Source organism: Bradyrhizobium sp. Cp5.3 (assembly GCF_000426265.1).
GTDB classification, from domain to species: domain Bacteria; phylum Pseudomonadota; class Alphaproteobacteria; order Rhizobiales; family Xanthobacteraceae; genus Bradyrhizobium; species Bradyrhizobium neotropicale.
In genome coordinates this window covers 179,090-199,515 of record NZ_AUFA01000012.1, presented here as the reverse complement: position 1 = coordinate 199,515, position 20,426 = coordinate 179,090, and the positions used below count along the sequence as shown (strand labels likewise).

Genomic DNA, 20,426 nt, shown 5'->3' with positions numbered 1-20,426 from the left:
GGTCCGGACAGAGCCGGGCCGGTGCGATTGGGGAAGTTAGGCACGTTCGGGAGGCTTGCCGGTCTTGTTGTGGGCCGGCTTGGCCTTGATCCCTTCGAAAGAACTCAGAGCCGGTACAAAATCTGATCGGTCCAGAACCGCTCGAGACGGTGCAGCGACTTGTTGAGGGTCGCGAACTCATCGCCCGAGATGCCGCCGACCTGCTCCACCGTCTTGACATGCTTCTGGTAGAGCGCATCGACGATGCGGCGAACTTCCTGGCCCTGCGGGGTCAGGCGAATGCGCACCGAGCGGCGATCAACGCGCGAGCGCTGATGATCGAGGAAGCCGAGCTCGACGAGCTTCTTCAGATTGTAGGAGACGTTTGAGCCGAGATAGTAACCGCGCGTGCGCAGCTCGCCCGCGGTCAGCTCCTTGTCGCCGATGTTGTAGAGCAGCAGCGCCTGCACCGAATTGATGTCGGCGCGGCCACGGCGATCGAACTCGTCCTTGATGACGTCGAGGAGGCGGCGATGCAGCCGCTCCACCAGAGTCAAAGCTTCCAGATAGAGCGTCTGCACCGAGCCTTGCTGGCCGGAGACGCGCTCTGCGGTGTCTGCCGCAGTTGCGACGGCTTTCATCATGACACTTCCCCTGTTGTCGTTTTTATCGACACTTATTCGACGAAACTTGTGTCCCGCCTGATAGGTGCAACTTAAGGGGCCGGTTTGAACATCAGCTTAAATAAGACAATAAAGAGATCATGAATTTAAGACAGTGAATTGCGGATTAAGCCTGTGCTGCAAGGACTTTTCGCAACCGTCTGTTGACCGTGGCAAGGTCCTGTTCACCCTCCGTCCGCCGGTTCTGTAGCATTCCAGTACAGCCCCGCCCCGTTTCGAAACGAGCACGTAACGGCTGTGGCGGAACACGCTGGTCAATGAAAACTTACCGCGAATTTTAGGCAACCAACGGTCAACCAATCGCGCACAAGTCCGCACTCGTGTCCCGGACAAGCGAAGCGCAGATCCGGGACCCAGGCCACATGACGAGATCGCGGAGAGATCGGCCCCGGCTCGGCAGCGCATCACTTCGTGCTGCGCTGCGTCCGGGCACGAGAAAGTTGTACGTTGAATTCGTGTGCGCTCTATGGCGGCCGTTCGCGCGCGGCCATCCAGGCGAGCGCGAGATAGGCGGCGAGCATGAAGGCTTCGACGCCGACCACGATGAGGCTGCCGCCGTAGATGCCGGGGAACATCAGTTCGATCACCGCCATCGACACCACAGTCGTCAGCCACACCACCGCGCCCCAGGGCGTGGCGAGCCAGAGGCCGACGGCGGCGACGAGTTCGATCACGGCGAAGTAGACGGTCGCGGCCTGCCAGGCCATCGACTGGTTCTCGAACGCCTCGTCCTCGCCGCCGACGAAGCCGGTGACCTGCGCCCAGTGATAGAGCCCCTTGAGAATCGAGAGCAGCGCCATCACCCGTAGGAACAGCACGAGCCGGCGCGTCCAGACGTTGTCGTCGGTGTCGGGCCGCTCCGACGAGATCGCCGCCACCGACATCGCCTTGTCTCTGGCATTGTCCCTGGCGCTGTCGCGGGCCGCATCGCGGGTTGAGATTTCGGACATGGCCCCTTCTGGCTGCTTTGCCCCGCAAAATCAATCGGCTGCCATCACCTTGCGGCAGGTCAAGCCGCGGTGACGGGAACCATGCGAGCTGGTATAAGAATAATTCCAGCCGGAGGAAGAGTAATGGCGATCAAATACGGACGTCCGATCGAATTGCGCGAGGTCGCGCGCTCCTGCGGCGCAGTCGCCTCCCCCGCGCTCGATCTGACCGTCCGCCCGCGCCGCAATCGCAAGGCCGAATGGGCACGGCGCATGGTACGTGAGAACGTGCTCACCACCGACGACCTGATCTGGCCGCTGTTCCTGATCGACGGCAGCAACAAGCGCGAACAGGTCGCCTCGATGCCGGGCGTCGACCGGCTCAGCGTCGATCAGGCCGTGCGTGAGGCCGAGCGCGCCGTGAAGCTCACTATCCCCTGCATTGCACTGTTTCCCTACACCGATCCCTCCTTGCGCGACGAGGAAGGATCGGAGGCCACCAACCCTGACAACCTGGTCTGCCAGGCGGTGCGCGCGATCAAGAAGGAGTTTCCCGATCTCGGCATTCTCTGCGACGTCGCACTCGATCCCTTCACCAGCCACGGCCATGACGGCCTGATCACCGACGGCAAGATCCTGAATGACGAGACGGTCGCTGTGCTGGTGCGCCAAGCCCTGGTGCAGGCCGAAGCCGGCTGCGACATCATCGCACCCTCCGACATGATGGACGGCCGCGTCGCCGCGATCCGCGAGGGGCTGGACCATGCGGGCCTGCTCGACGTGCAGATCATGGCCTATGCGGCGAAATACGCGTCCGCCTTCTACGGCCCGTTCCGCGACGCGATCGGCTCGGCCAAGACGCTTGTAGGCGACAAGCGCACCTATCAGATGGACAGCGCCAACACCGACGAGGCGTTGCGCGAGGTCGAGCTCGACATCGCCGAAGGCGCCGACATGGTGATGGTGAAGCCCGGCATGCCCTATCTCGACGTGGTGCGGCGGGTGAAGGACACCTTTGCGATGCCGACCTTCGCCTACCAGGTGTCGGGCGAGTACGCGATGATCGCTGCAGCCGCGAACAACGGCTGGCTCGACGGCGACCGCGCCATGATGGAGAGCCTTCTGGCCTTCAAGCGCGCCGGCGCAGACGGCGTGCTGAGCTATTTTGCGCCGAAGGCGGCGGAGAAGATCAGAGCGCAGTAATCGTAGTGTGGGCAAAGCGAAGCGTGCCCACCAATTTCCGAGCGCATATGAGGCAAAGTGTGTTGGACACGGCGCTGACGCGCCTTGGCCCACCCTACAGCCCCGGTGTTGTCGTGGCGAAAGCCCGGATGACACCAAGGATTGTTGCGCCAGCGTTCCCTTTCCCGCCTCCTCCCGCGGCGCCGCGGAATCGCCGGAATATTTCCGCCTGTTAAAGCCAGCGCGCCCTTGGCATGAGGACGGCCTGTTCCCATGTCCTGCCACGGGAGTTTCCCCTTGAGAGGACGGACCATGTCGTATTCGGACTCAGGCAATGGCTGGCGCAATGACGGCGGCATGCAGCCGCATGCCTATGATCCCTATCTGCACCCGGAACTGTTCCGCGGCGTAGCGACGCGGCGCGTGTTCGCCTTTCTGATCGACCTCGTCGTGATCTCGGTGCCGGTCATCCTCGGCTACCTCTTCATCGCCGTGTTCGGCGTTGTCACGCTTGGCCTTGGCTGGGCGCTGTTCTGGCTGGCGTGGCCGGCATCGGTGATCTGGGCCATCGTCTATTACGGAGCCTGCATCGGCGGTCCGTCTTCGGCGACGATCGGCATGCGGGTTATGGATCTCGAATTGCGCACCTGGTACGGCGCGCCCGGCTATTTCGTGCTCGGCGCCACGCATGCCGTGCTGTTCTGGGTATCGGTCTCGTTCCTGTCGCCCTTCGTGGTCCTGGTCGGCCTGTTCAACGGCCGCCGACGCCTGCTGCATGATTTCGTGCTCGGAACCGTGGTGATCAACAACTCGGTTCGCGCGCCCATCTCGCATGCGGCGCGGACCTATTGAGCTAATCGATTGACCGGGGGCCTCCATAGCGCGATGCTGATACCCACTTCGGAGGCCGACGACGTCCCTTGACCCAGCACTCGCGCGACACCCCACAGTTCTACCTTACGGCGCCCTCCCCCTGCCCCTATTTGCCAGGCCGGCATGAGCGCAAGGTGTTTACGCACCTCGTGGGAGACCGCGCCGGCGACCTCAACGACCTCCTGACCCATGGCGGGTTCCGCCGTAGCCAATCGATCGCCTACCGGCCAGCGTGCGACCAGTGCCGCGCCTGCGTCTCGGTCCGGGTCATCGCCAATGAATTCCGTCCCTCCCGTAATTTCCGCAAAGTGCTGGCGCGCAACGCCGACGTCATCGGCGAGCAGCGCAGCGCGGTGCCGACCTCCGAGCAATATTCGGTATTCCGCGCCTATCTCGATGCCCGACACCGCCATGGCGGCATGGCCGACATGACCGTGCTCGACTACGCCATGATGGTCGAGGACAGCCATGTCGAGACCCGCATCATCGAGTACCGCAGGCGCGGACCCGACAGCGGCATCACCGGCCGCGGCGAGGAGCTGCTCGCGGTGGCACTCACCGACGTACTCAGCGACGGCCTGTCGATGGTCTATTCCTTCTTCGAGCCCAGCCAGGTCAGCCGCTCGCTCGGCACCTTCATGATCCTCGACCACATCGCCCGCGCCCGCCGCCAGGGCCTGCCTTACGTCTATCTCGGCTACTGGATCGAAGGCTCGAAGAAGATGGATTACAAGGCCCGCTTCCTGCCGCAGCAGCGCCTCGCGCCCTCCGGCTGGCTCCGCATCGACGCGCAAGGGGATGCAGCGTCCGAGCCGCAGGATTGAGACGCTAATGGCGAGTGGCGAGTAGCGAATAGAACAAATCCATTCGCTACTCGCCATTCGCCATTCACCCGAACAGCGCATCCGCCAGCAGCTTCACGTTCAAAACCACGATGACGCCCGCGACGATCCATGCGATCGCTGCGACTGACGTGGGGATCGCGAACTTGCCCATCTTGCGGCGGTCGGAGACGAAGCGCACCAGCGGGATGACGGCGAAGGGAAGCTGCATCGACAGCACGACCTGGCTGAACACCAACAGATCGGCCGTACCGCGCTCGCCGTAGATCGCGGTAACGATGATCACGGGAATGATGGCGATGCCGCGCGTCAAGAGGCGTCGCGCCCAGCTCGGCAGGCGCAGGTCGAGAAAGCCCTCCATCACGATCTGTCCCGCCAGCGTTGCCGTCACCGTCGAGTTCAGACCCGAGGCGAGCAGCGCCACTGCGAACAGGGTCGAAGCGATACCGAGGCCGAGCAGCGGCGACAACAGCTCGAAGGCCTGGCCGATCTCGGCGACGTCGGAATGGCCGCTCTTGTAGAAGGTCGCGGCGGCGACCACGAGGATCGCGGCATTGATGAACAGCGCCAGCATCAGCGCGATGGTCGAGTCCGTCGTCGCCCATTTGATCGCCTCGCGCCGGCCGGCTTCGTTGCGCTCATAGGCGCGCGTCTGCACGATCGAGGAGTGCAGATAGAGATTATGCGGCATCACGGTGGCGCCGATGATGCCGATCGCGAGGTAGAGCATCTCCGGATTGGTGACGATCTCGGTCTTCGGCGCAAAGCCGCGCAAAATCTCCGCGACCGGCGGCGCCGCAGCCGCGACCTGGATCGCAAAGCAGACCGCAATCACCGCAAGCAGCGCCATGACGAACGCTTCCAGAAATCGGAAGCCGCGGTTCATCAGGAGCAGCAGCAGGAAGGCATCGAGCGCTGCGATCAGCGCGCCGCCGATCAGGGGAATGCCGAACAACAGCTTGAGCGCGATCGCGGTGCCGATGACCTCGGCGAGATCGCAGGCGATGATCGCCGCCTCGCAGGCAAGCCAGAGCAGGAAATTCACTGCCGGCGAATAGGTCGCGCGGCAGGCCTGCGCGAGGTCGCGATCGGTAACGATGCCGAGCCTCGCGGAAAGCGACTGCAGCAGGATCGCCATCAGGTTCGAGAGCAGGATGACCGAGAGCAGCGTGTAACCGAACCTCGATCCGCCGGCGAGGTCGGTCGCCCAGTTGCCGGGGTCCATGTAGCCGACCGAGACGAGATAGCCAGGACCGACAAAGGCGAGCAGCCGCCGCCACCAGCGGCCTCCGGCCGGAACGGCCACCGTTGCATTCACCTCGGCCAGGCTCTTGGTGGCGGGCGCATCAGCGCGCCAACCGGCGGCCTCGGGGGTCAAATCGGGCGAACGGGCATCCATGTTGGCAGAATACCGAAGTCGATCCTTATTGCAACTCATTTGCAACTGCATCTAGCCGCACCGGTTCCCGAGACCCGCCATGCCTGGGCCTATCGGGAAGCGGGTGGGTTTAGCCGTCCACGGAGGTGAATAGTGGCGCTGGATCACTTTGCAGGACATGTGCCATGTCAACGAGCTCTCGCCTTCCCGACACCTTCAACCGCCTCGCCTGGTCCAACCTGGCGGCGCAGTCAGCCGAGCAGATCGCGCTGGCGGCCGCACCCATCGTCGCCGTGCTGACGCTCGGCGTCGCGGAGGGCCAGACCGGCCTGCTGCAAACGGCCCTCACCTTGCCCTTCGTGCTGTTCGCGATCCCGGCCGGCCTGCTCGCCGACCGCATCTCCCGCCGCTCGCTGATGGCCGGCGCCGAAGCGCTGCGCGCGGCCGCGCTCGCGGCCGTCGTGCTGCTGCTCTGGCTCGGCGCGCTCAATCTGCCGCTGCTGGCGCTGCTCGGCTTTGCCGCGGTGTGCGGCACCGTCGTCTACAGCGTGGCCGCGCCGGCGCTGGTGCCCTCGCTGGTAACGTCGGAGCTGCTGCCGGCGGCGAATGCGCGGATTGAGCTTGCGCGCACCGTCGCCTTCGCAAGCGGGCCTGCGCTCGGCGGCGCGCTGGTCGGCTGGCTTGGCGCGAGTCCCGCCTTCGCCTTCGCCGCCGCACTTTCGGCGATCGCCGTGGTGCTGCTGTCCGGGCTCTACGAGCCGGCCCGCGCGCCCGTGCCGCGGCGTCATCCGTTCCAGGAGATCCGCGAAGGCGCGGCATTCGTGTTCCACCACGCACTGCTGCGGCCCGTGTTCGTCACCCAATTTATCTTCAACACCGGCTGGTTCCTGCAGCTCGCGGTGTTCGTACCCTATGCCGTGCGCCATCTCGGGCTGTCGGCCACAGGCGTCGGCATCGTGCTCGCAATGTACGGCGTCGGCATGGTGATCGGCGCGCTGCTCGCAACGCGCGTCATGCGCCGCATCGCCTTCGGCACCGTGATCGGCCTCGGCCCGGTCACCGGTTTCGCCGCTGCGGTGGTGATGGCGCTGACGGTGCTGCTCCCCTCGCCCTGGCTTGCGGGCCTGAGTTTCTTCCTGCTCGGCGTCGGGCCTATCCTCTGGGTGATCTCGACCACGACCTTGCGCCAGTCCGTGACGCCGCCGAGTCTGCTCGGCCGCGTCTCCGCCATCAACATCATGAGCTACGGCGCCCGCCCGGTCGGCTCGGCGCTCGGCGCGGTCGTCGGCGGCTTCTGGAGCGCGGAGGCGTGCCTGTATCTCGCCGCGGCGGTGTTCGCCGTGCAGGCGCTGGTGATCTGGCTCTCGCCTGCGGTGGCACTGGATCGGCAGCCGAAGATGGTGGAGGACGGCGCGGCGGCGCGGTGCTAGCGCCACCTCGTCATTGCGAGAAACGGGGCAATTCCCTCCGCAGTCGTCCTGGCGAAAGCCAGGACGACTGCGGGGAAACAGGCGGGCCTAACCCGCCAAATACCGCTCATAGCTCCCCGTCACCGGCTCGTTCGCGTCGATATCCGGATCGAGCGTGTAGAGATCCTGCGCGCGGCCGATGCCACGCAGCGCGTAGCGGCCGGTGGAGACGAGATAGCGGCGGCCGGTGGCATCGAGGCCCTTGTAGAACTCCGACGACGCCAGGAGCTCACGATCGACCGAACGGCTCATCGATGCGATGCGGCTGACCTCGTTGACGGTCGGTCCCACCACCGTGAAGTCGAGCCGGTCCTCGCTGCCGATATTGCCGTAGAAGACTTCGCCGACATGCAGGCCGATATAGGCCGACGTGGTGGGACGGCCGTCGGCCGCCCGGCGCGTATTCAACGCCACGGCGTTCTGGCGGAACAGATGCTCGGCCCGCAGCGCTGCGCGACGCGCTGTCGCCATATCCTCGCCGGTGAACATCGCGAGCACGCCATCGCCGATCAGCTTCAACACGTCGCCGCCGGCGTCGTGGATCGCGTCGATCACCGCTTGAGCATAGTCGTTGAGGAACGGGATGATCTCGTCAGGCCCAATGCTCTCGCTGATCCCGGTCGAGCCGCGCAGGTCCGAATACCAGAGCACGGCGTTGATGCGTTCGGTGACACCGCGGGAGATGCGCCCGCGCAGCACCTGCTCGGAGGCGTCGCGCCCGAGATAGACGCGCCCGAGCGTACGCACGATATCGACTTGCTGTGCCGACTTGATCGCGAGCCCGAGCACCGGCACGAGGTCGCGCAGCGCGGCGAGTTCGGCTTCCCTGAAACCGTCCGCGCGCCGCGTCGTCCAGTAGGAATAAAGGCAATCCATCTGCCCGAGCGCGCCTGTTTCGCCGAAGCGATGCACGAAGGCGAGGAAATGCCGGTGACCCTTTTCGGCAAGTTCACCGATCTGCGAGAAGTCGAGCTTGTCGCAATCGGCAAGATCGATCTGCATCTCGTCGTGGCCGTGCTCGAGCAAATGGAAGAACACCGAGCGCCGCCAGTTCTTGTTCGGATCGCCCTCGGCCGTCGAGCCGTATTCGAAGGCTTCGCTCTCGTTGCTCGGCCTGTCGCTCCAGCGAAAACCCCGCCCCTCGTAGATCGGATGCAGCGTGTCGATGAAGAGGAGGCCGCGCGACAGCTCGAGCCCCTCGGCGCGGCAGCGCTCGCAGAAGCCGCGAAGCAGTTCGGGTTCGGGCAGGCCGGTGAGCCCCTGGCCGGTCAGCCAGTTCATCAGCTCGAGACGGGAGGTCAATTGCATACGCCATTATGGCGTGCATTCGTGACCAGCGAAAGGCGGAAGCCGCGCGCGTGCCGTGCACAACCAAGGCTCCCGTTCGCCGCAGGTCGAATATGCCGCAGGTGCGGTTGACGCGCCCGCGCTGCGGGCGGCAAATGCGATGGATGATGACTTTGTCGGCCAGAATCGGAAGCGCGCGCGGATGAGCCAGCGACAGCTTCCGATCATCCTGGCGCTCGGCACCACGCAGACCCTGGCCTGGGCCTCCAGCTACTACCTGCCGGCCCTGCTCGCCGACCCCATGGCGCGCGATCTCGGCGTCTCCTCCAACTGGATCTTTGGCGCGTTCTCTGCGTCGCTGGTGATCTCCGCGATGCTCGGCCCGCGCATCGGGCGACAGATCGACCTCGTCGGCGGACGGCAGGTGCTGTCGGCCTCGAATCTGACGATCGCCGCCGGCCTCGTGCTGCTTGGGTTCTCGCAATCCGTCACGATGATGGCGATCGCCTGGCTCGTGCTCGGCATCGGCATGGCGATGGGACTCTATGATGCCGCCTTCGCCGCGCTCGGCCGAATCTACGGAACCGAGGCGCGCGGCTCGATCACGGGCATCACGCTGATGGCGGGTTTTGCCTCGACCGTCGGCTGGCCGCTCACCGCCTGGGGCCTGTCGCATATCGGCTGGCGCGACACCTGCTTTGCCTGGGCGGCTGCCAACATCCTGATCGGCCTTCCGCTGAACTTCTTCATGCTGCCGGCGATCAAGGGCGCCAAGCAGGCCGCCGCGACGGCAGCGAAGCCGCATCTGCCGCTCGACCGCACCATGATCCTGCTCGCCTTCATCTTCGCCGCGGTGTGGACCGTCACCGGCGCGATGGCCGCGCATTTTCCGCGCATCCTCGAGACCACCGGCGCAACACCGGTCGAAGCGATCGCGGCCGGCGCGCTGATCGGGCCGGCGCAGGTCGGCGCGCGCATTCTCGAAGCGGGCTTCCTCAGCCGCTTCCATCCGCTGTGGTCGACGCGCCTCGCCTGCTTCACCCATCCGATCGGAGCAGTGATCGTAGCGATCTTCGGCGGCGCCGCGGCGAGCGCCTTCGCGCTATTCCACGGCTCGGGCAACGGCATCTTGACGATCGCGCGCGGCACGCTCCCGCTGTCGATCTTCGGCCCGAAGGATTTTGGCTACCGCCTCGGCATCATCGGCGCGCCGGCACGCATGGCGCAGGCCGTGTCGCCACTTGCCTTCGGCCTGCTCATCGACGTGATGGGAGCCAAGGTGCTGATCGTGTCGTCCGCGCTCAGCCTTTCGGCGCTGGCAGCGCTGTTCCTGATCCGCGCAGAGCGACGGCCGGATTGACCGCAGCGGCGCTATCGCGCACAAGCGGCCCATGACCGAAGACACCAGCACCCCCGGCACATTCAGACGCGCCTTCCGCTGGGCGACCACGCCGCCGCAGGCCTGGGGCGTCTATCTCCTCGCCGTCGTGCTGGTGTGGCTGCTCTCCTTCTATGCCGGCACGCTGAAGCCGAAGAAGAGTCCGGAAAGCGGCCCACCGCCGGTGACGGCACCGCGAAGTTAGGCCGTCTTCGTCTCGCCGGTGGCGATCCAGATGCCGGCGAACACGGCAACCAACCCGATGAGGAGATTGGGCGTAATCGGCTCGCCGATCAGGAGCGCTGCGAGCAAGGCGGCCGCGATCGGGTTGACCGTCATCGTATTGGCGACGCGGGTCGGTGTGGCGCGTTCCAGCGCCTTGACCCAGAGGATGAAGGCAAGCGCGCCGCCGCCAATGCCAAGATAGACACCGGCGGTCCACTGCGCCGCGGTGAAACGATCGAGCGCCGCAAAGCTGCCACGCCAAAGACCCACCAGCACCAACACGACTGCACCTGCGCCCATGCCGACGGTGAGAAAGCCGAGCGCGCTGGAGCGCTTCATCAACGGGCGCGACAGCACATTGTAGAACGCCATGCAGAACACGGCTCCGGTCATGATCAGTTCGCCGCGCCAGGCGCCCGGCGGGCTTTGCGCCAGGCCCGTCGCGAGCGCCGCCGTCACGCCGAGCACGGCGATGCCGACGCCGGTGATCTTGCGCGCCGTCAGCCGCTCCACGCCTAAGAGCGCGCCGACCACCATGGTGTGGAGCGGCAGCGTCGCCAGCGCAAGACTGGCGCGCGCGGCGGTCGTGTAGGACACCGCGATGTTGTAGAGGATGAAGAACAGGCCGAAGAAGCAGACGCCGAGCAGCGCCACGGCCGGCAAGTCACGTTGCGACGGCCAGCGGACGCCGAGCAGAAGCGCGCTCGGCAGCAGGCAGGCGAAGCCGATGCCCCAGCGCAGGATTGCAAGCAGGATCGGATCGGCGCCGACGACGAGATAGCGGGTGATCGCCGCCGCGGTGCCACCGAGGCTGCTGGACGCCAGCGCGATCGCAACTCCGCCCCACTCTCCCACAGGCGTTCCCTCTCGGAGACGATGCGGCCGCCTAGCATGGTGCTGCTGCCACCGTCATGGCAGCAGGGTCGGTTGGCCTGCAGGCCTCAGTCGTAAAACTCCGGCGCCAGCTTCTGGCCGTCGCGCTGGGCCTTGTCGTGGTTGATCCAGAGCTGCCCCTTCTCCTTGGCGAGCGTGTCGGCGATCTTCTGCATCGAGGCCACGCTCCGGTCCTTGTCGGCGTTCATGCTGGGCACGCGACGGTTATCCCAATTATCCCTGAAATGGACGGCATCGCCGGACAGCACCACCGCCCCGGTCTTCGACAATTTCACCAGCAGCGACTGATGCCCCGGCGTGTGCCCGGGCGTCGACAGGATGGTCACGCTGCCGTCGCCGAAAACGTTCTTGTCGCCCGACAAAAGCTCGACGGGATGGGAGGGCTTGAAGCGCGGCTCATTGTTGGCGCCGGGCCAGTCATATTCAGCCTTCTGCACGTAGAGCATGGCCTGCGGAAACATCTCGACATTGCCGATGTGGTCGGGATGCGTGTGCGAGACGCCCATCGCCTTGATGTCCGCCGGCTTCACTCCGATCTGCTCGAGCTGCGCTGCAAGCGTCTTCGGTCGCCGCCAGGTGACCGCCTTGGGGTCGGCGGGCGCGAGCCCATTGGGCATCGCGGCAACGGCATCAGTAATGCCGGTGTCCCACAGGAACCAGTCCTGCCCGTGCTTGATGAGGTAGCAGGTGTCGACGAAGTCCATCGACTTGCCTTCGTTCACGCCGGGCGACCAGCGCGAGATGTCGCCGGCGGTGCCCTCCCCGCAATTGAGAATGTAGAGCTTCTCGACGGCGGATGTCTGCGACTGCGCGGACGCTGTGGTGGCGCAGAGCACAAGTGCGATGGCGGAGAAGGCAAGGCCGGTCCGGCGCATGGTTGCTGTTCCTTTTTCACCGTGACGGCGAGGCCGCGCGCCGATACCGAGGACCAAACCCGGAGTGGGCTGAAAATTCCCGAAGGCGCCGATCACATCAGTGCGGGCAGGTCTCGACCTCGACCGTGATATGGCTGAGCCCCTTCAGCCCGGCGAGCCGCCTCTTGTAGACGGCCGGCTGCTTCGGCGCATCCGAGACCACCGACACCAGCACGGCGCAATGGCCGGGGCCGACCTGCCAGAGATGCAGATCCGTGACGCGGTCGTCACCAACCTCCATCCGGGCACGGACGATGCGCTCCAGCTTCTCGTCCGCGCGCACGTCGAGCAGCACTGCGCCGGAGGCCTTGACCAGACCGAACGCCCAGCTCGCGATCACCACGCTGCCGATCAGGCCCACGGCCGGATCGGCCCACACCCATCCCGAATACATCGCGACGACGAGCGCACCGATCGCAAGCACCGAGGTCGCCGCATCGGCCATGACATGGACGTAGGCCGCGCGGAGATTGTGGTCGTGATGATGGTGGTGATGGCCGTGACGATCATGGTCATGATCGTCGTGATCATCATGTGCATGACCATGGCCATGATCGTGGCCGTGGTGGTGATGGTCATGGCTGTCGCGCAGCAGCCACGCGCTCACCAGGTTGACGCACAGGCCGAGGGCGGCAACCGCGATCGCCTCGCCATAGACGATCGGCACGGGCGTGAACAGCCGCAGCACGCTCTCATAGGCGATCTGGACCGCGATCAATCCCAGGATGATCGCGCTGGCGAAGGCGGCGAGATCGCCGAACTTGCCGGTGCCGAAGGTGAAATGCGCATTCCCGAGGTGCCGTCGCGCAAAACGGTAGGCGAAGGCGGCAATCCCGAGGGCCGCCGCATGGGTGCCCATGTGCCAGCCGTCGGCGAGCAGCGCCATCGATCCGAACAGCGAGCCGGCCAGAATCTCACCGACCATCATCACCAGCGTCAGGACGACCACGAACCAGGTGCGCCGCTCGTTCTCGTCGTGCCGCTCGCCCAGGAACGCGTGATCGTGTGTCCATTGTTCGATGGAATGGGAATGCATCGGACCAGATCTCCAGGAGTAGATTCCAGCGCCCAATATAGGCCCTGACAGCATCCCTTACTAACGCTCATTGCCGGCAAAACCGGCGATTGACAGCCCCCCGCGGTTTCGCTGTAATTGGCGCCATGGGGATTGAGCGATCTCCCCACGAGGCGACATGCCCAAGTATCGCGTCCCGTTCGGTTCTTACGAGGACGCATCATCATGTCTACTTTCACGACCATATCTCCCGACAAACTGGCGCGCCTGATCGGCACGCCCAATGCCCCCACCCTGATTGACGTGCGAACGGAGGAGGATTTTTCCGCCGACCGGCGGCTGATCCCCGGCTCCATCAAGCTCAGTCACGAGAACGTCCAGGACTGGGGCGGCGAGTTTGCCGGCCGCTCCGCCATCGTCACCTGCTTCCGCGGCGAAAAGCTCGCCCAGGGCACGGCGGCCTGGCTGCGCCAGCTCGGCGTGCAGGCCGAGACGCTGGAAGGCGGCTTCGAGGGCTGGAAAGCGGCAAATCTGCCGCTGATCGACACCAGAAAACTGCCGCCACGCGATGCGAGGGGGCGGACCATCTGGGTGACGCGCGCGCGGCCGAAGGTCGACCGCATCGCCTGCCCCTGGCTGATCCGCCGCTTCGTCGATCCCAACGCGGTGTTCCTGTACGTCGCGCCCTCCGAAGTGGTCGCCGTCGGCGAGCACTTTGGCGCGGCGCCCTTCGACATCGAAAACGTGTTCTGGAGCCACCGCGGCGAGCTCTGCACCTTCGACGTGATGATGGAGGAGTTCGGGCTCGCCACACCGCCCTTGCAGCGGCTGGCAACGCTCGTGCGCGGCGCCGACACGGCCCGGCCCGACCTCGCGCCGGAGGCGCCTGGCCTGCTCGCGGCGTCTCTCGGGCTGTCGCGGATGTATGACGATGACCTCGCGCAGCTCGAGGCCGGCATGACGCTCTACGACGCCTTCTACCGCTGGTGCCGCGACGCCACCACCGAGACCCACAACTGGCCGACCAACAAGGTGAAGGCGTAATGGATACCCGTAGCGTTCAAGCAGGAGCTGATGCCGGTCACGGCATCAGCTTCGGCGAAGCCTTTCGCGTCTGGCTCCGCGTTGCCTGCCTGAGTTTCGGCGGGCCCGCGGGGCAGATCGCGGTGATGCACCGCATCCTGGTCGAGGAGAAGAACTGGATTTCGGAGGGCCGGTTCCTGCATGCGCTGAACTATTGCATGCTGCTACCGGGACCGGAGGCGCAGCAGCTCGCCACCTATGTCGGCTGGCTGCTGCACCGTACCGCCGGCGGGCTGGTGGCGGGCGGGCTGTTCATCCTGCCCGGCATCATCGCGATCATGGGCCTGAGCTACATCTATGCCGCCTATGGCAATGTCAGCTTTGTCGAGGCGCTGTTCTTCGGGCTGAAGGCCGCAGTGCTCGCCATCGTCGTCGAGGCGGTGGTGCGCGTCGGCAAGCGCGCGCTGAAGAATCGGGTCATGATTGCGCTCGCCGCGCTCGCCTTCATCGCCATCTTCTTCTTCGCGGTCCCCTTCCCGCTGATCATCCTCACCGCCGGCGTGATCGGCTATGCCGGCGCGCGAAGCGGTCGCCCGGAATTCGCGCCGGCCGGTCACGGCCATGGTGGCAACACAGCCGTGATCGACAGCATGCTGGGCGAAGCCGTGCCCGAGCACGTCCGCCCCGACACCGGACGCGCCATCCGCGTCGGCGCGTTCTGGCTTGCACTGTGGCTGGCACCGGTGATCGCGCTGCTCGCGACCTTCGGCGAGGCCAATGTGTTTAGCCAGATCGCCCTGTTCTTCTCGAAGATGGCGCTGGTCACCTTCGGCGGCGCCTATGCGGTGCTGGCCTATGTCGCCCAGCAGGCGGTCGAGCACTATCACTGGCTGAAACCGAATGAGATGCTCGATGGCCTCGGCATGGCCGAGACCACGCCGGGCCCGCTGATCATGGTGCTCCAGTTCGTGGGCTTCATGGCCGCCTTCCGCGATCCCAGCGGGCTGTCGCCGATGCTCGCGGCAACCCTCGGCGGACTGCTCGCGACCTGGGTCACCTTCACGCCCTGCTTCCTCTGGATCTTCGTCGGCGCGCCCTACATCGAACGGTTGCGCGGCAACACGGGCCTTGCCGGCGCGCTGAGTGCGATCACGGCCGCCGTCGTCGGCGTGATCCTCAATCTGTCGATCTGGTTCGCGCTGCACACGCTGTTCCGCGAGACCGTGCCGGTGAACGCCTTCCCGCTCTCCTTCGACAGTCCCGTGCTGACCAGCGTCGACATCCCGGCGCTCGCGCTGTCGATCGCAGCCGCAACCGCGCTGTTCCGCTTCAGGCTCGGCATGCTCACGGTGCTGGCGGGTAGTTGCGCGGCGGGTATCGCCTTGCGGCTGGTGGGGGTGATCTAGGGAGACTGATCAGATCATAGCTGGACTCCTCGGGCCCTGCGAAAGACAGTAATGTGTCGTTCGAGAGGAGTCCCGCCCCGTGGGATCAGTGTCGCATCAGGCTGCCAAACCGCGCGGACGATTGCTCCTCGTTCTGTTGCTCTTCGGTTTCTTTGCGGCTGTGTGCGTTGGCGCCATCTACTACGCTGGCGACCTGTCGAGGCTTCAGGCCGTCAGGTCCGCGGAGGAGAGCCGGGCTGCGTTGCGCGACGTGACCGATCCTGCAGAGCTCGATCAAGCCATCAAGCAATATCCCTCCAACAGGTTGCTCAGGCTCGTCGCACTCGCAAACGAGGACGTGAACGACATCGACGCTGCGGCTCGGCGACTGCTCGATGAAGCCGCGGCAAGGCCCTTGCCGATGCTCGGCGATCTCGGCACGGCCAGCCGCAATGACCTCGACGCGCTTCGGCGCGACCTGAAGACCGCCGAAGCCAATGTCGCGACGTTCGCGCCGCGCTACGATGCGCTGCTCACGTCTGCACGTGAGAATGTGGAGAAGGACGTTCGGTCACTGAACGTCGGGGACGAGCGATTGACCTCGTTCATGGCGATGATCGACGAGCAGCATGGAGCCTGGACCGCGCTCACTTCGAAAATGCTCATCGCACGCGCAGACTATTACAACGCCTACGAAAAATGCGTGGCGCTGCTGGTGCGCGAGTTCGGCATCTATAGGGTCACAAACGGCCAGTTCGTGTTTCCCTTCCAGTCCACGGCCAACGGCTACAATCGCGCTGCGACCGCAATGACGGACGCGGCGAAACGCAGCTCCGAGCTCGATGGCGAAAGAGCGAGCTTGCGACAGTCGGCGCTGAGCCGATGGAAAGCGTTTGTGGAGGATTAGCGGCCGGTGGATGCCCCGGTCGAGCCGGGGCATGACAGTCTTGTTGGGGCAGCAACCAGCCTACCCGATCACCCGGCCGAACTTGTTCGACTTCGGGAATCCCTTCGGCGGCAGGCGGCCGGCGTCGGCGCGGGTGCCTTGCCACTCGGCGAGCTCCTTCATGGTCGCACTGAATTCGCGCCCCGCGGAGTCCTTCCAGGTCAGACCCGCCTTGGCATCGAATACGGCGACGTCGGACAGGCCGCCGTCCTTGTACTTCTGCAGACGGACGCCGCGGCCACGCGCCATTTCCGGCACCTGATCGAGCGGGAAGATCAGCATCTTGCGGTTCTCGCCGATCACCGCAATCGTGTCGCCGAGCACCTCTGTGACCGCGCGCGCCTCGTTCGGCATGTCGACGTTGAGGACCTGCTTGCCCTTCTTGGTGGTGCCGACGCAATCGTCCTCGTTGACGACAAAACCCTGGCCTTCGTGGCTAGCCACCAGGAATTTGCGTCCGCCCTTGTTGACGAACAGCGCGACGGGGGCGGCCTCCTGCTCGAGGTCGATGAACAGGCGGATCGGCTCGCCGTGGCCGCGGCCGCCTGGCAGCTTCGCCACATCGAGCGAGTAAAACTTGCCGTTGGTGGCGAACAGCAGCAGCTTCGAGGTCGTCTCGGCGAAGAAGGCGAAGCCGAGCTTGTCGTCCTGCTTGAAGGCAAGGCCGGAGAGATCTTCGACGTGCCCCTTCATGGTGCGGATCCAGCCCTTGTCGGAGACGACGACCGTGACCGGCTCGCGCTCGACGAAGGCTTCCTCGATCGCCGCAAGATCGTGCTCGGGCGCGTCCGCAAACGTGGTGCGGCGCTTGCCGAGCGGCGTCTTGGGTCCGAACATGTCGCGGACCTTGCCGACCTGCTCGCCGACCTTCTTCCACTGCTCGGCTTCTGAGGCGAGGAGGCCTTCGATACCCTTCAACTCCTTGCGCAGATCCCTGTCTTCATTGCGGATCTCCATTTCCTCGAGCCTGCGCAAGTTGCGCAGACGCATATTGAGGATGGCCTCCGCCTGGACCTCGGTCAGCTTGAACGCCTTGATCAACGCCGGCTTCGGCTCGTCCTCGGTGCGGATGATCTTGATCACCTTGTCGAGGTTCAGATAGGCGACCAAATGGCCACCAAGGACCTCCAGCCGGTGCTCGATCTGGCCCTTGCGGAAGTTGGAGCGGCGGATCAGCACGTCGCGAAGATGGTCGAGCCATTCGCGCAGGCACTCCGCGAGTCCCACCACCTTGGGGATGCGGCCCTTGATCAGAACGTTGAGGTTCAGCGGAATCTTGCTTTCGAGCTCGGTCAGCCGGAACAGCGATTCCATCATCAGGGCGGGATCGACGTTCTTCGACTTCGGCTCGATGACGAGACGGATGTCTTCGGCGGATTCGTCGCGGACCTCGCCAACCAGAGGCAGCTTCTTCTGGTCAAGCAGCTCGGCGATCTTCTCGACCAGCCGCGACTTCTGCACCAGCCACGGGATCTCGGTGACGACGACCACCCAAGTGCCGCGAGCGCCCTCTTCCTGCTGCCACTTGGAGCGCACCCGGAACGAGCCGCGGCCGGTGGTGTAGGCCTCGGCGATCGCCTGCTTGGAATCGACGATGATGCCGCCGGTCGGGAAATCCGGACCCTTGACCCATTTCAGCAGGGCCTTGGATTTCGCGTCGGGCTTCTCGATCAGATGCAGCGCAGCGTCGCAGAGCTCGGCGGCGTTGTGCGGCGGGATCGAGGTCGCCATGCCGACCGCGATGCCCTGCGCGCCGTTGGCGAGCAGGTTGGGGAAGCCGCCGGGCAGCACGACCGGCTCTTTCGACTGGCCGTCGTAATTAGCGCGGAACTCGACGCCGTCTTCGTCGATGCCCTCGAGCAGAAGCCGCGCGACGTCGGTCATGCGCGCTTCGGTGTAGCGGTAGGCGGCGGGGTTATCGCCGTCGATATTGCCAAAGTTGCCCTGGCCGTCGACCAGCGGATAGCGCGAGGAGAAATCCTGCGCGAGGCGCACCATGGCGTCATAGATCGCCTGGTCGCCATGCGGATGGAACGAACCCATCACGTCGCCGACGATCTTGGCGGACTTCTTGAAGGCCGTGCCGGGGTCGAGCCTGAGCAGCCGCATGCCGTAGAGGATGCGCCGGTGCACCGGCTTCAGGCCGTCGCGCGCGTCCGGCAGCGCGCGGTGCATGATGGTGGAGAGCGCATAGGCGAGATAGCGCTCTTCCAGCGCTTCACGCAGCGGCACCTCGTGAATTTCGGCCGGCTCCTCCGGCGGAATCAATCGTTTTCCCATGCCGCCCGGTTAAACCGTGGAAGCGAATCGGGCAAGGATGGATTGGTTCCCTGTGGGCCGTTAATGCCCGGCCCAACCAGCGGTCACAGGCGGGGTGGTTTGCGGATTCCTGGCCTGCGCGGGCGCCGGCGCGTTGGTCAGACAGCGGCGCGCAACGTCGATTTCGGCCTCAGTCGCGCCATGGGACCGCGCCCATGTCTCTGCGGCTACAGCGGAATATTTCGCCACATAGTACCTGACCACCGTGCATGAGGCGCGACGGAACAGGCCCGGTTGCGGCTCGCCGGCCATCGCGTCCGGCACAAATGCAAGCAGCGCCGCCGACAGCGCAAATCCTCTTATCAACATGTGGACTGTCCCCGATGTGGAACCTGCTCCCCCCTAACACGAACAGGGCGATTCCGTTCCGAGGAACTCCATGCCTGTGGACAAGGCAGTGGCGCAGTCAGGTCATGGCGCTGATACCGCCGCCCTCGCCTGCTGGCGCGTCAAGGCATTGATGAAGCCGGCACGCGCATCGGAATGGCCCTGCCCACGCGGCTCCAGCACATGGCGCAGCAGGAACAGGCCGGTGAGGCGAAAGCCATCCTGCAGGTCCTCGTCCGTGAGCTCGCTCGCTGTTTCGCCGTGGCGCAGGAACGGCGGCAGACGTAGCAGCCGGTCGCGCCACGGCTCGCCGGCGGTGCGTGACACCGCGCCGCCGGATTTCGGCGAGACGTAGATGAGGTCGGTGGTCTCCCCGGTCACCGCGCAATTCTCCAGCGCCAGCCCGAAGCCGAGCTCGGAGAGCATCGCCAGCTCGAAATGGATGAGATGGACGGCCGCACCGCCGATGTCGTCGAAATCGTCGAGCGAATGTTCGAGCAGCGCAAAAATCTCTTCGTGCGGGTCGCGCTCCGGCAGCAGCCGCGCAATCGAGGCCAGATGGGTGACGCCGTAGACGCCATGGGACGAGGCAAGCAGCGCCGCCGCGCGCAGTTTCAGGCCTTCGATCGCGTAGGTTCCGAGATGCTCGTCGAGCCGCGCCCGCCAGACCGCGCTGACGCTGTTCCCCGGCTGCAGAAGGGGCCGCATCCGCGAGCTGGCACCGCCGCGCACGAGCCCGAGATGACGCCCGTGCTCGCGCGTCAGGAGCTCGACGATGGCGCTGGATTCGCCATGCCGCCGCACGCCGAGCACGATGCCTTCGTCGGTCCATTCCATGGGGTGAGCCTAACGCATTTCGAGGGATCGTAGGGTGGGCAAAGCGAAGCGTGCCCACCAATTTTGATCCACTGCGCACTGGCGATTGCGGTGGGCACGGCGCAAGAGCGCGCCTTTGCCCGCCCTACGGCATTGCGTGAAACGTCACGCGTTGAACCAGCCCTGGGCATCCCCGGTGAACGAGAAGTAAAGCCCGATCGTCGTCAGCACGCAGGACACGATCTCGATGGCGCTGTCGAGCTCCATCCCCTTCTCGCCGATGATCTGGCCGAGCGAGATCACCGACAGCACCAGGGCCGCCGCCAGCACCCAGCGTGGCCAGTTCTTCCGCCATCTCGCCGCGAGCCAGACGAAATAGACCAGAAGCAGGATCATGCCGCCGGCGAGCAGCGTCGCCGTCATGATCATCTGCTCGGTCATCTCCGCATTCGGCGTGCGGTCCTGCACCGCGACCGACAGGGCATCCAGCATCAGCGATGCATATAGCAGCGCTTCGAAGCGCAGGACGTTGCGAGGCACGCTCATCGGATCCCGGTCATGT

20 protein-coding genes are annotated in these 20,426 nt (G+C 65.3%); 9 read left to right on the top strand and 11 right to left on the bottom strand.

Annotation, left to right across the window (positions count from 1 at the left end; translation table 11 throughout):
• Positions 1–104 precede the first annotated feature (104 nt).
• A complete protein-coding gene (gene ldtR / locus K289_RS0119980) occupies positions 105–623 on the bottom strand; it encodes a transcriptional regulator LdtR (protein WP_027553155.1) in 519 nt (172 codons plus the stop codon).
• Positions 624–1,126: 503 nt separating this feature from the next.
• On the bottom strand, positions 1,127–1,612 hold the full coding sequence (locus tag K289_RS0119975; RefSeq protein WP_027553154.1) for a DUF6163 family protein: 486 nt from the start codon (positions 1,610–1,612) through the stop codon (positions 1,127–1,129).
• A gap of 123 nt (positions 1,613–1,735) precedes the next feature.
• Here K289_RS0119975 and hemB point away from each other — a divergent pair, with 123 nt between their 5' ends.
• From hemB to K289_RS0119960, 3 genes are all read left to right on the top strand, one after another.
• Complete coding sequence (gene hemB, locus K289_RS0119970) at positions 1,736–2,794, top strand: porphobilinogen synthase (RefSeq protein WP_027553153.1); 1,059 nt, start codon at positions 1,736–1,738, stop codon at positions 2,792–2,794.
• A 291-nt stretch (positions 2,795–3,085) separates the two neighbouring features.
• Positions 3,086–3,625, top strand: a complete 540-nt coding sequence (locus K289_RS0119965) for an RDD family protein (protein ID WP_027553152.1) — start codon at positions 3,086–3,088, stop codon at positions 3,623–3,625.
• A gap of 68 nt (positions 3,626–3,693) precedes the next feature.
• Positions 3,694–4,470 carry an arginyltransferase gene (locus tag K289_RS0119960; protein WP_027553151.1) on the top strand — a complete coding sequence of 259 codons (777 nt, stop codon included), beginning with the start codon at positions 3,694–3,696 and terminating at the stop codon, positions 4,468–4,470.
• Positions 4,471–4,534: 64 nt separating this feature from the next.
• On the opposite strand, the gene K289_RS0119955 is transcribed toward K289_RS0119960, so the two are convergent.
• Positions 4,535–5,887 (bottom strand): Nramp family divalent metal transporter, encoded by a 1,353-nt coding sequence (locus K289_RS0119955; protein ID WP_027553150.1) that lies wholly within the window; start codon positions 5,885–5,887, stop codon positions 4,535–4,537.
• A gap of 164 nt (positions 5,888–6,051) precedes the next feature.
• On the opposite strand from K289_RS0119955, the gene K289_RS0119950 reads away from it, so the two are divergent.
• Positions 6,052–7,296, top strand: coding sequence for an MFS transporter (locus tag K289_RS0119950; protein ID WP_027553149.1), 1,245 nt, complete (start codon positions 6,052–6,054; stop codon positions 7,294–7,296).
• A gap of 87 nt (positions 7,297–7,383) precedes the next feature.
• On the opposite strand, the gene K289_RS0119945 is transcribed toward K289_RS0119950, so the two are convergent.
• The gene (locus K289_RS0119945; RefSeq protein WP_027553148.1) at positions 7,384–8,643 is read right to left on the bottom strand and encodes an adenylate/guanylate cyclase domain-containing protein; all 1,260 of its coding nucleotides are present in this window, start codon (positions 8,641–8,643) and stop codon (positions 7,384–7,386) included.
• A 181-nt stretch (positions 8,644–8,824) separates the two neighbouring features.
• Between K289_RS0119945 and K289_RS0119940 the strand changes: the two genes are divergently transcribed.
• Together K289_RS0119940 and K289_RS0119935 are read left to right on the top strand one after the other, a co-directional pair.
• On the top strand, positions 8,825–9,982 hold the full coding sequence (locus K289_RS0119940; protein ID WP_027553147.1) for an MFS transporter: 1,158 nt from the start codon (positions 8,825–8,827) through the stop codon (positions 9,980–9,982).
• Positions 9,983–10,013: 31 nt separating this feature from the next.
• Positions 10,014–10,205, top strand: a complete 192-nt coding sequence (locus K289_RS0119935) for a hypothetical protein (RefSeq protein ID WP_027553146.1) — start codon at positions 10,014–10,016, stop codon at positions 10,203–10,205.
• Here K289_RS0119935 and K289_RS0119930 read toward each other — a convergent pair.
• The 3 genes from K289_RS0119930 to dmeF all read right to left on the bottom strand — a co-directional run bounded on the left by K289_RS0119930 (position 10,202) and on the right by dmeF (position 13,069).
• Complete coding sequence (locus tag K289_RS0119930; RefSeq protein ID WP_027553145.1) at positions 10,202–11,080, bottom strand: DMT family transporter; 879 nt, start codon at positions 11,078–11,080, stop codon at positions 10,202–10,204. The two genes, K289_RS0119935 and K289_RS0119930, sit on opposite strands and share 4 nt — an antisense overlap.
• A gap of 86 nt (positions 11,081–11,166) precedes the next feature.
• Positions 11,167–11,994: an N-acyl homoserine lactonase family protein gene (locus tag K289_RS0119925; RefSeq protein ID WP_027553144.1), complete on the bottom strand. Its 828-nt coding sequence runs from the start codon at positions 11,992–11,994 to the stop codon at positions 11,167–11,169.
• A 97-nt stretch (positions 11,995–12,091) separates the two neighbouring features.
• Positions 12,092–13,069, bottom strand: a complete 978-nt coding sequence (gene dmeF / locus K289_RS0119920) for a CDF family Co(II)/Ni(II) efflux transporter DmeF (RefSeq protein ID WP_027553143.1) — start codon at positions 13,067–13,069, stop codon at positions 12,092–12,094.
• Between the two features lie 204 nt (positions 13,070–13,273).
• On the opposite strand from dmeF, the gene K289_RS0119915 reads away from it, so the two are divergent.
• The 3 genes from K289_RS0119915 (at position 13,274) to K289_RS0119905 (ending at position 16,363) form a co-directional block, all read left to right on the top strand.
• Entirely contained in the window at positions 13,274–14,092 is an 819-nt protein-coding gene (locus K289_RS0119915; protein WP_027553142.1) for a chromate resistance protein ChrB domain-containing protein, read from the top strand.
• On the top strand, positions 14,092–15,477 hold the full coding sequence (chrA, locus tag K289_RS0119910; RefSeq protein WP_027553141.1) for a chromate efflux transporter: 1,386 nt from the start codon (positions 14,092–14,094) through the stop codon (positions 15,475–15,477). The genes K289_RS0119915 and chrA overlap by 1 nt, the downstream gene beginning before the upstream one ends.
• 79 nt (positions 15,478–15,556) lie before the next feature.
• Positions 15,557–16,363: a hypothetical protein gene (locus K289_RS0119905; protein ID WP_156918073.1), complete on the top strand. Its 807-nt coding sequence runs from the start codon at positions 15,557–15,559 to the stop codon at positions 16,361–16,363.
• Positions 16,364–16,423: 60 nt separating this feature from the next.
• Here K289_RS0119905 and parC read toward each other — a convergent pair whose 3' ends face one another.
• The 4 genes from parC to K289_RS0119885 all read right to left on the bottom strand — a co-directional run bounded on the left by parC (position 16,424) and on the right by K289_RS0119885 (position 20,410).
• Positions 16,424–18,682 carry a DNA topoisomerase IV subunit A gene (gene parC / locus K289_RS0119900; RefSeq protein WP_027553139.1) on the bottom strand — a complete coding sequence of 753 codons (2,259 nt, stop codon included), beginning with the start codon at positions 18,680–18,682 and terminating at the stop codon, positions 16,424–16,426.
• A 60-nt stretch (positions 18,683–18,742) separates the two neighbouring features.
• Positions 18,743–19,030 (bottom strand): hypothetical protein, encoded by a 288-nt coding sequence (locus tag K289_RS0119895; protein ID WP_027553138.1) that lies wholly within the window; start codon positions 19,028–19,030, stop codon positions 18,743–18,745.
• 102 nt (positions 19,031–19,132) lie between these two features.
• On the bottom strand, positions 19,133–19,885 hold the full coding sequence (gene recO / locus K289_RS0119890; RefSeq protein ID WP_027553137.1) for a DNA repair protein RecO: 753 nt from the start codon (positions 19,883–19,885) through the stop codon (positions 19,133–19,135).
• A 144-nt stretch (positions 19,886–20,029) separates the two neighbouring features.
• Positions 20,030–20,410: a hypothetical protein gene (locus tag K289_RS0119885; protein WP_027553136.1), complete on the bottom strand. Its 381-nt coding sequence runs from the start codon at positions 20,408–20,410 to the stop codon at positions 20,030–20,032.
• Positions 20,411–20,426: the final 16 nt, after the last annotated feature.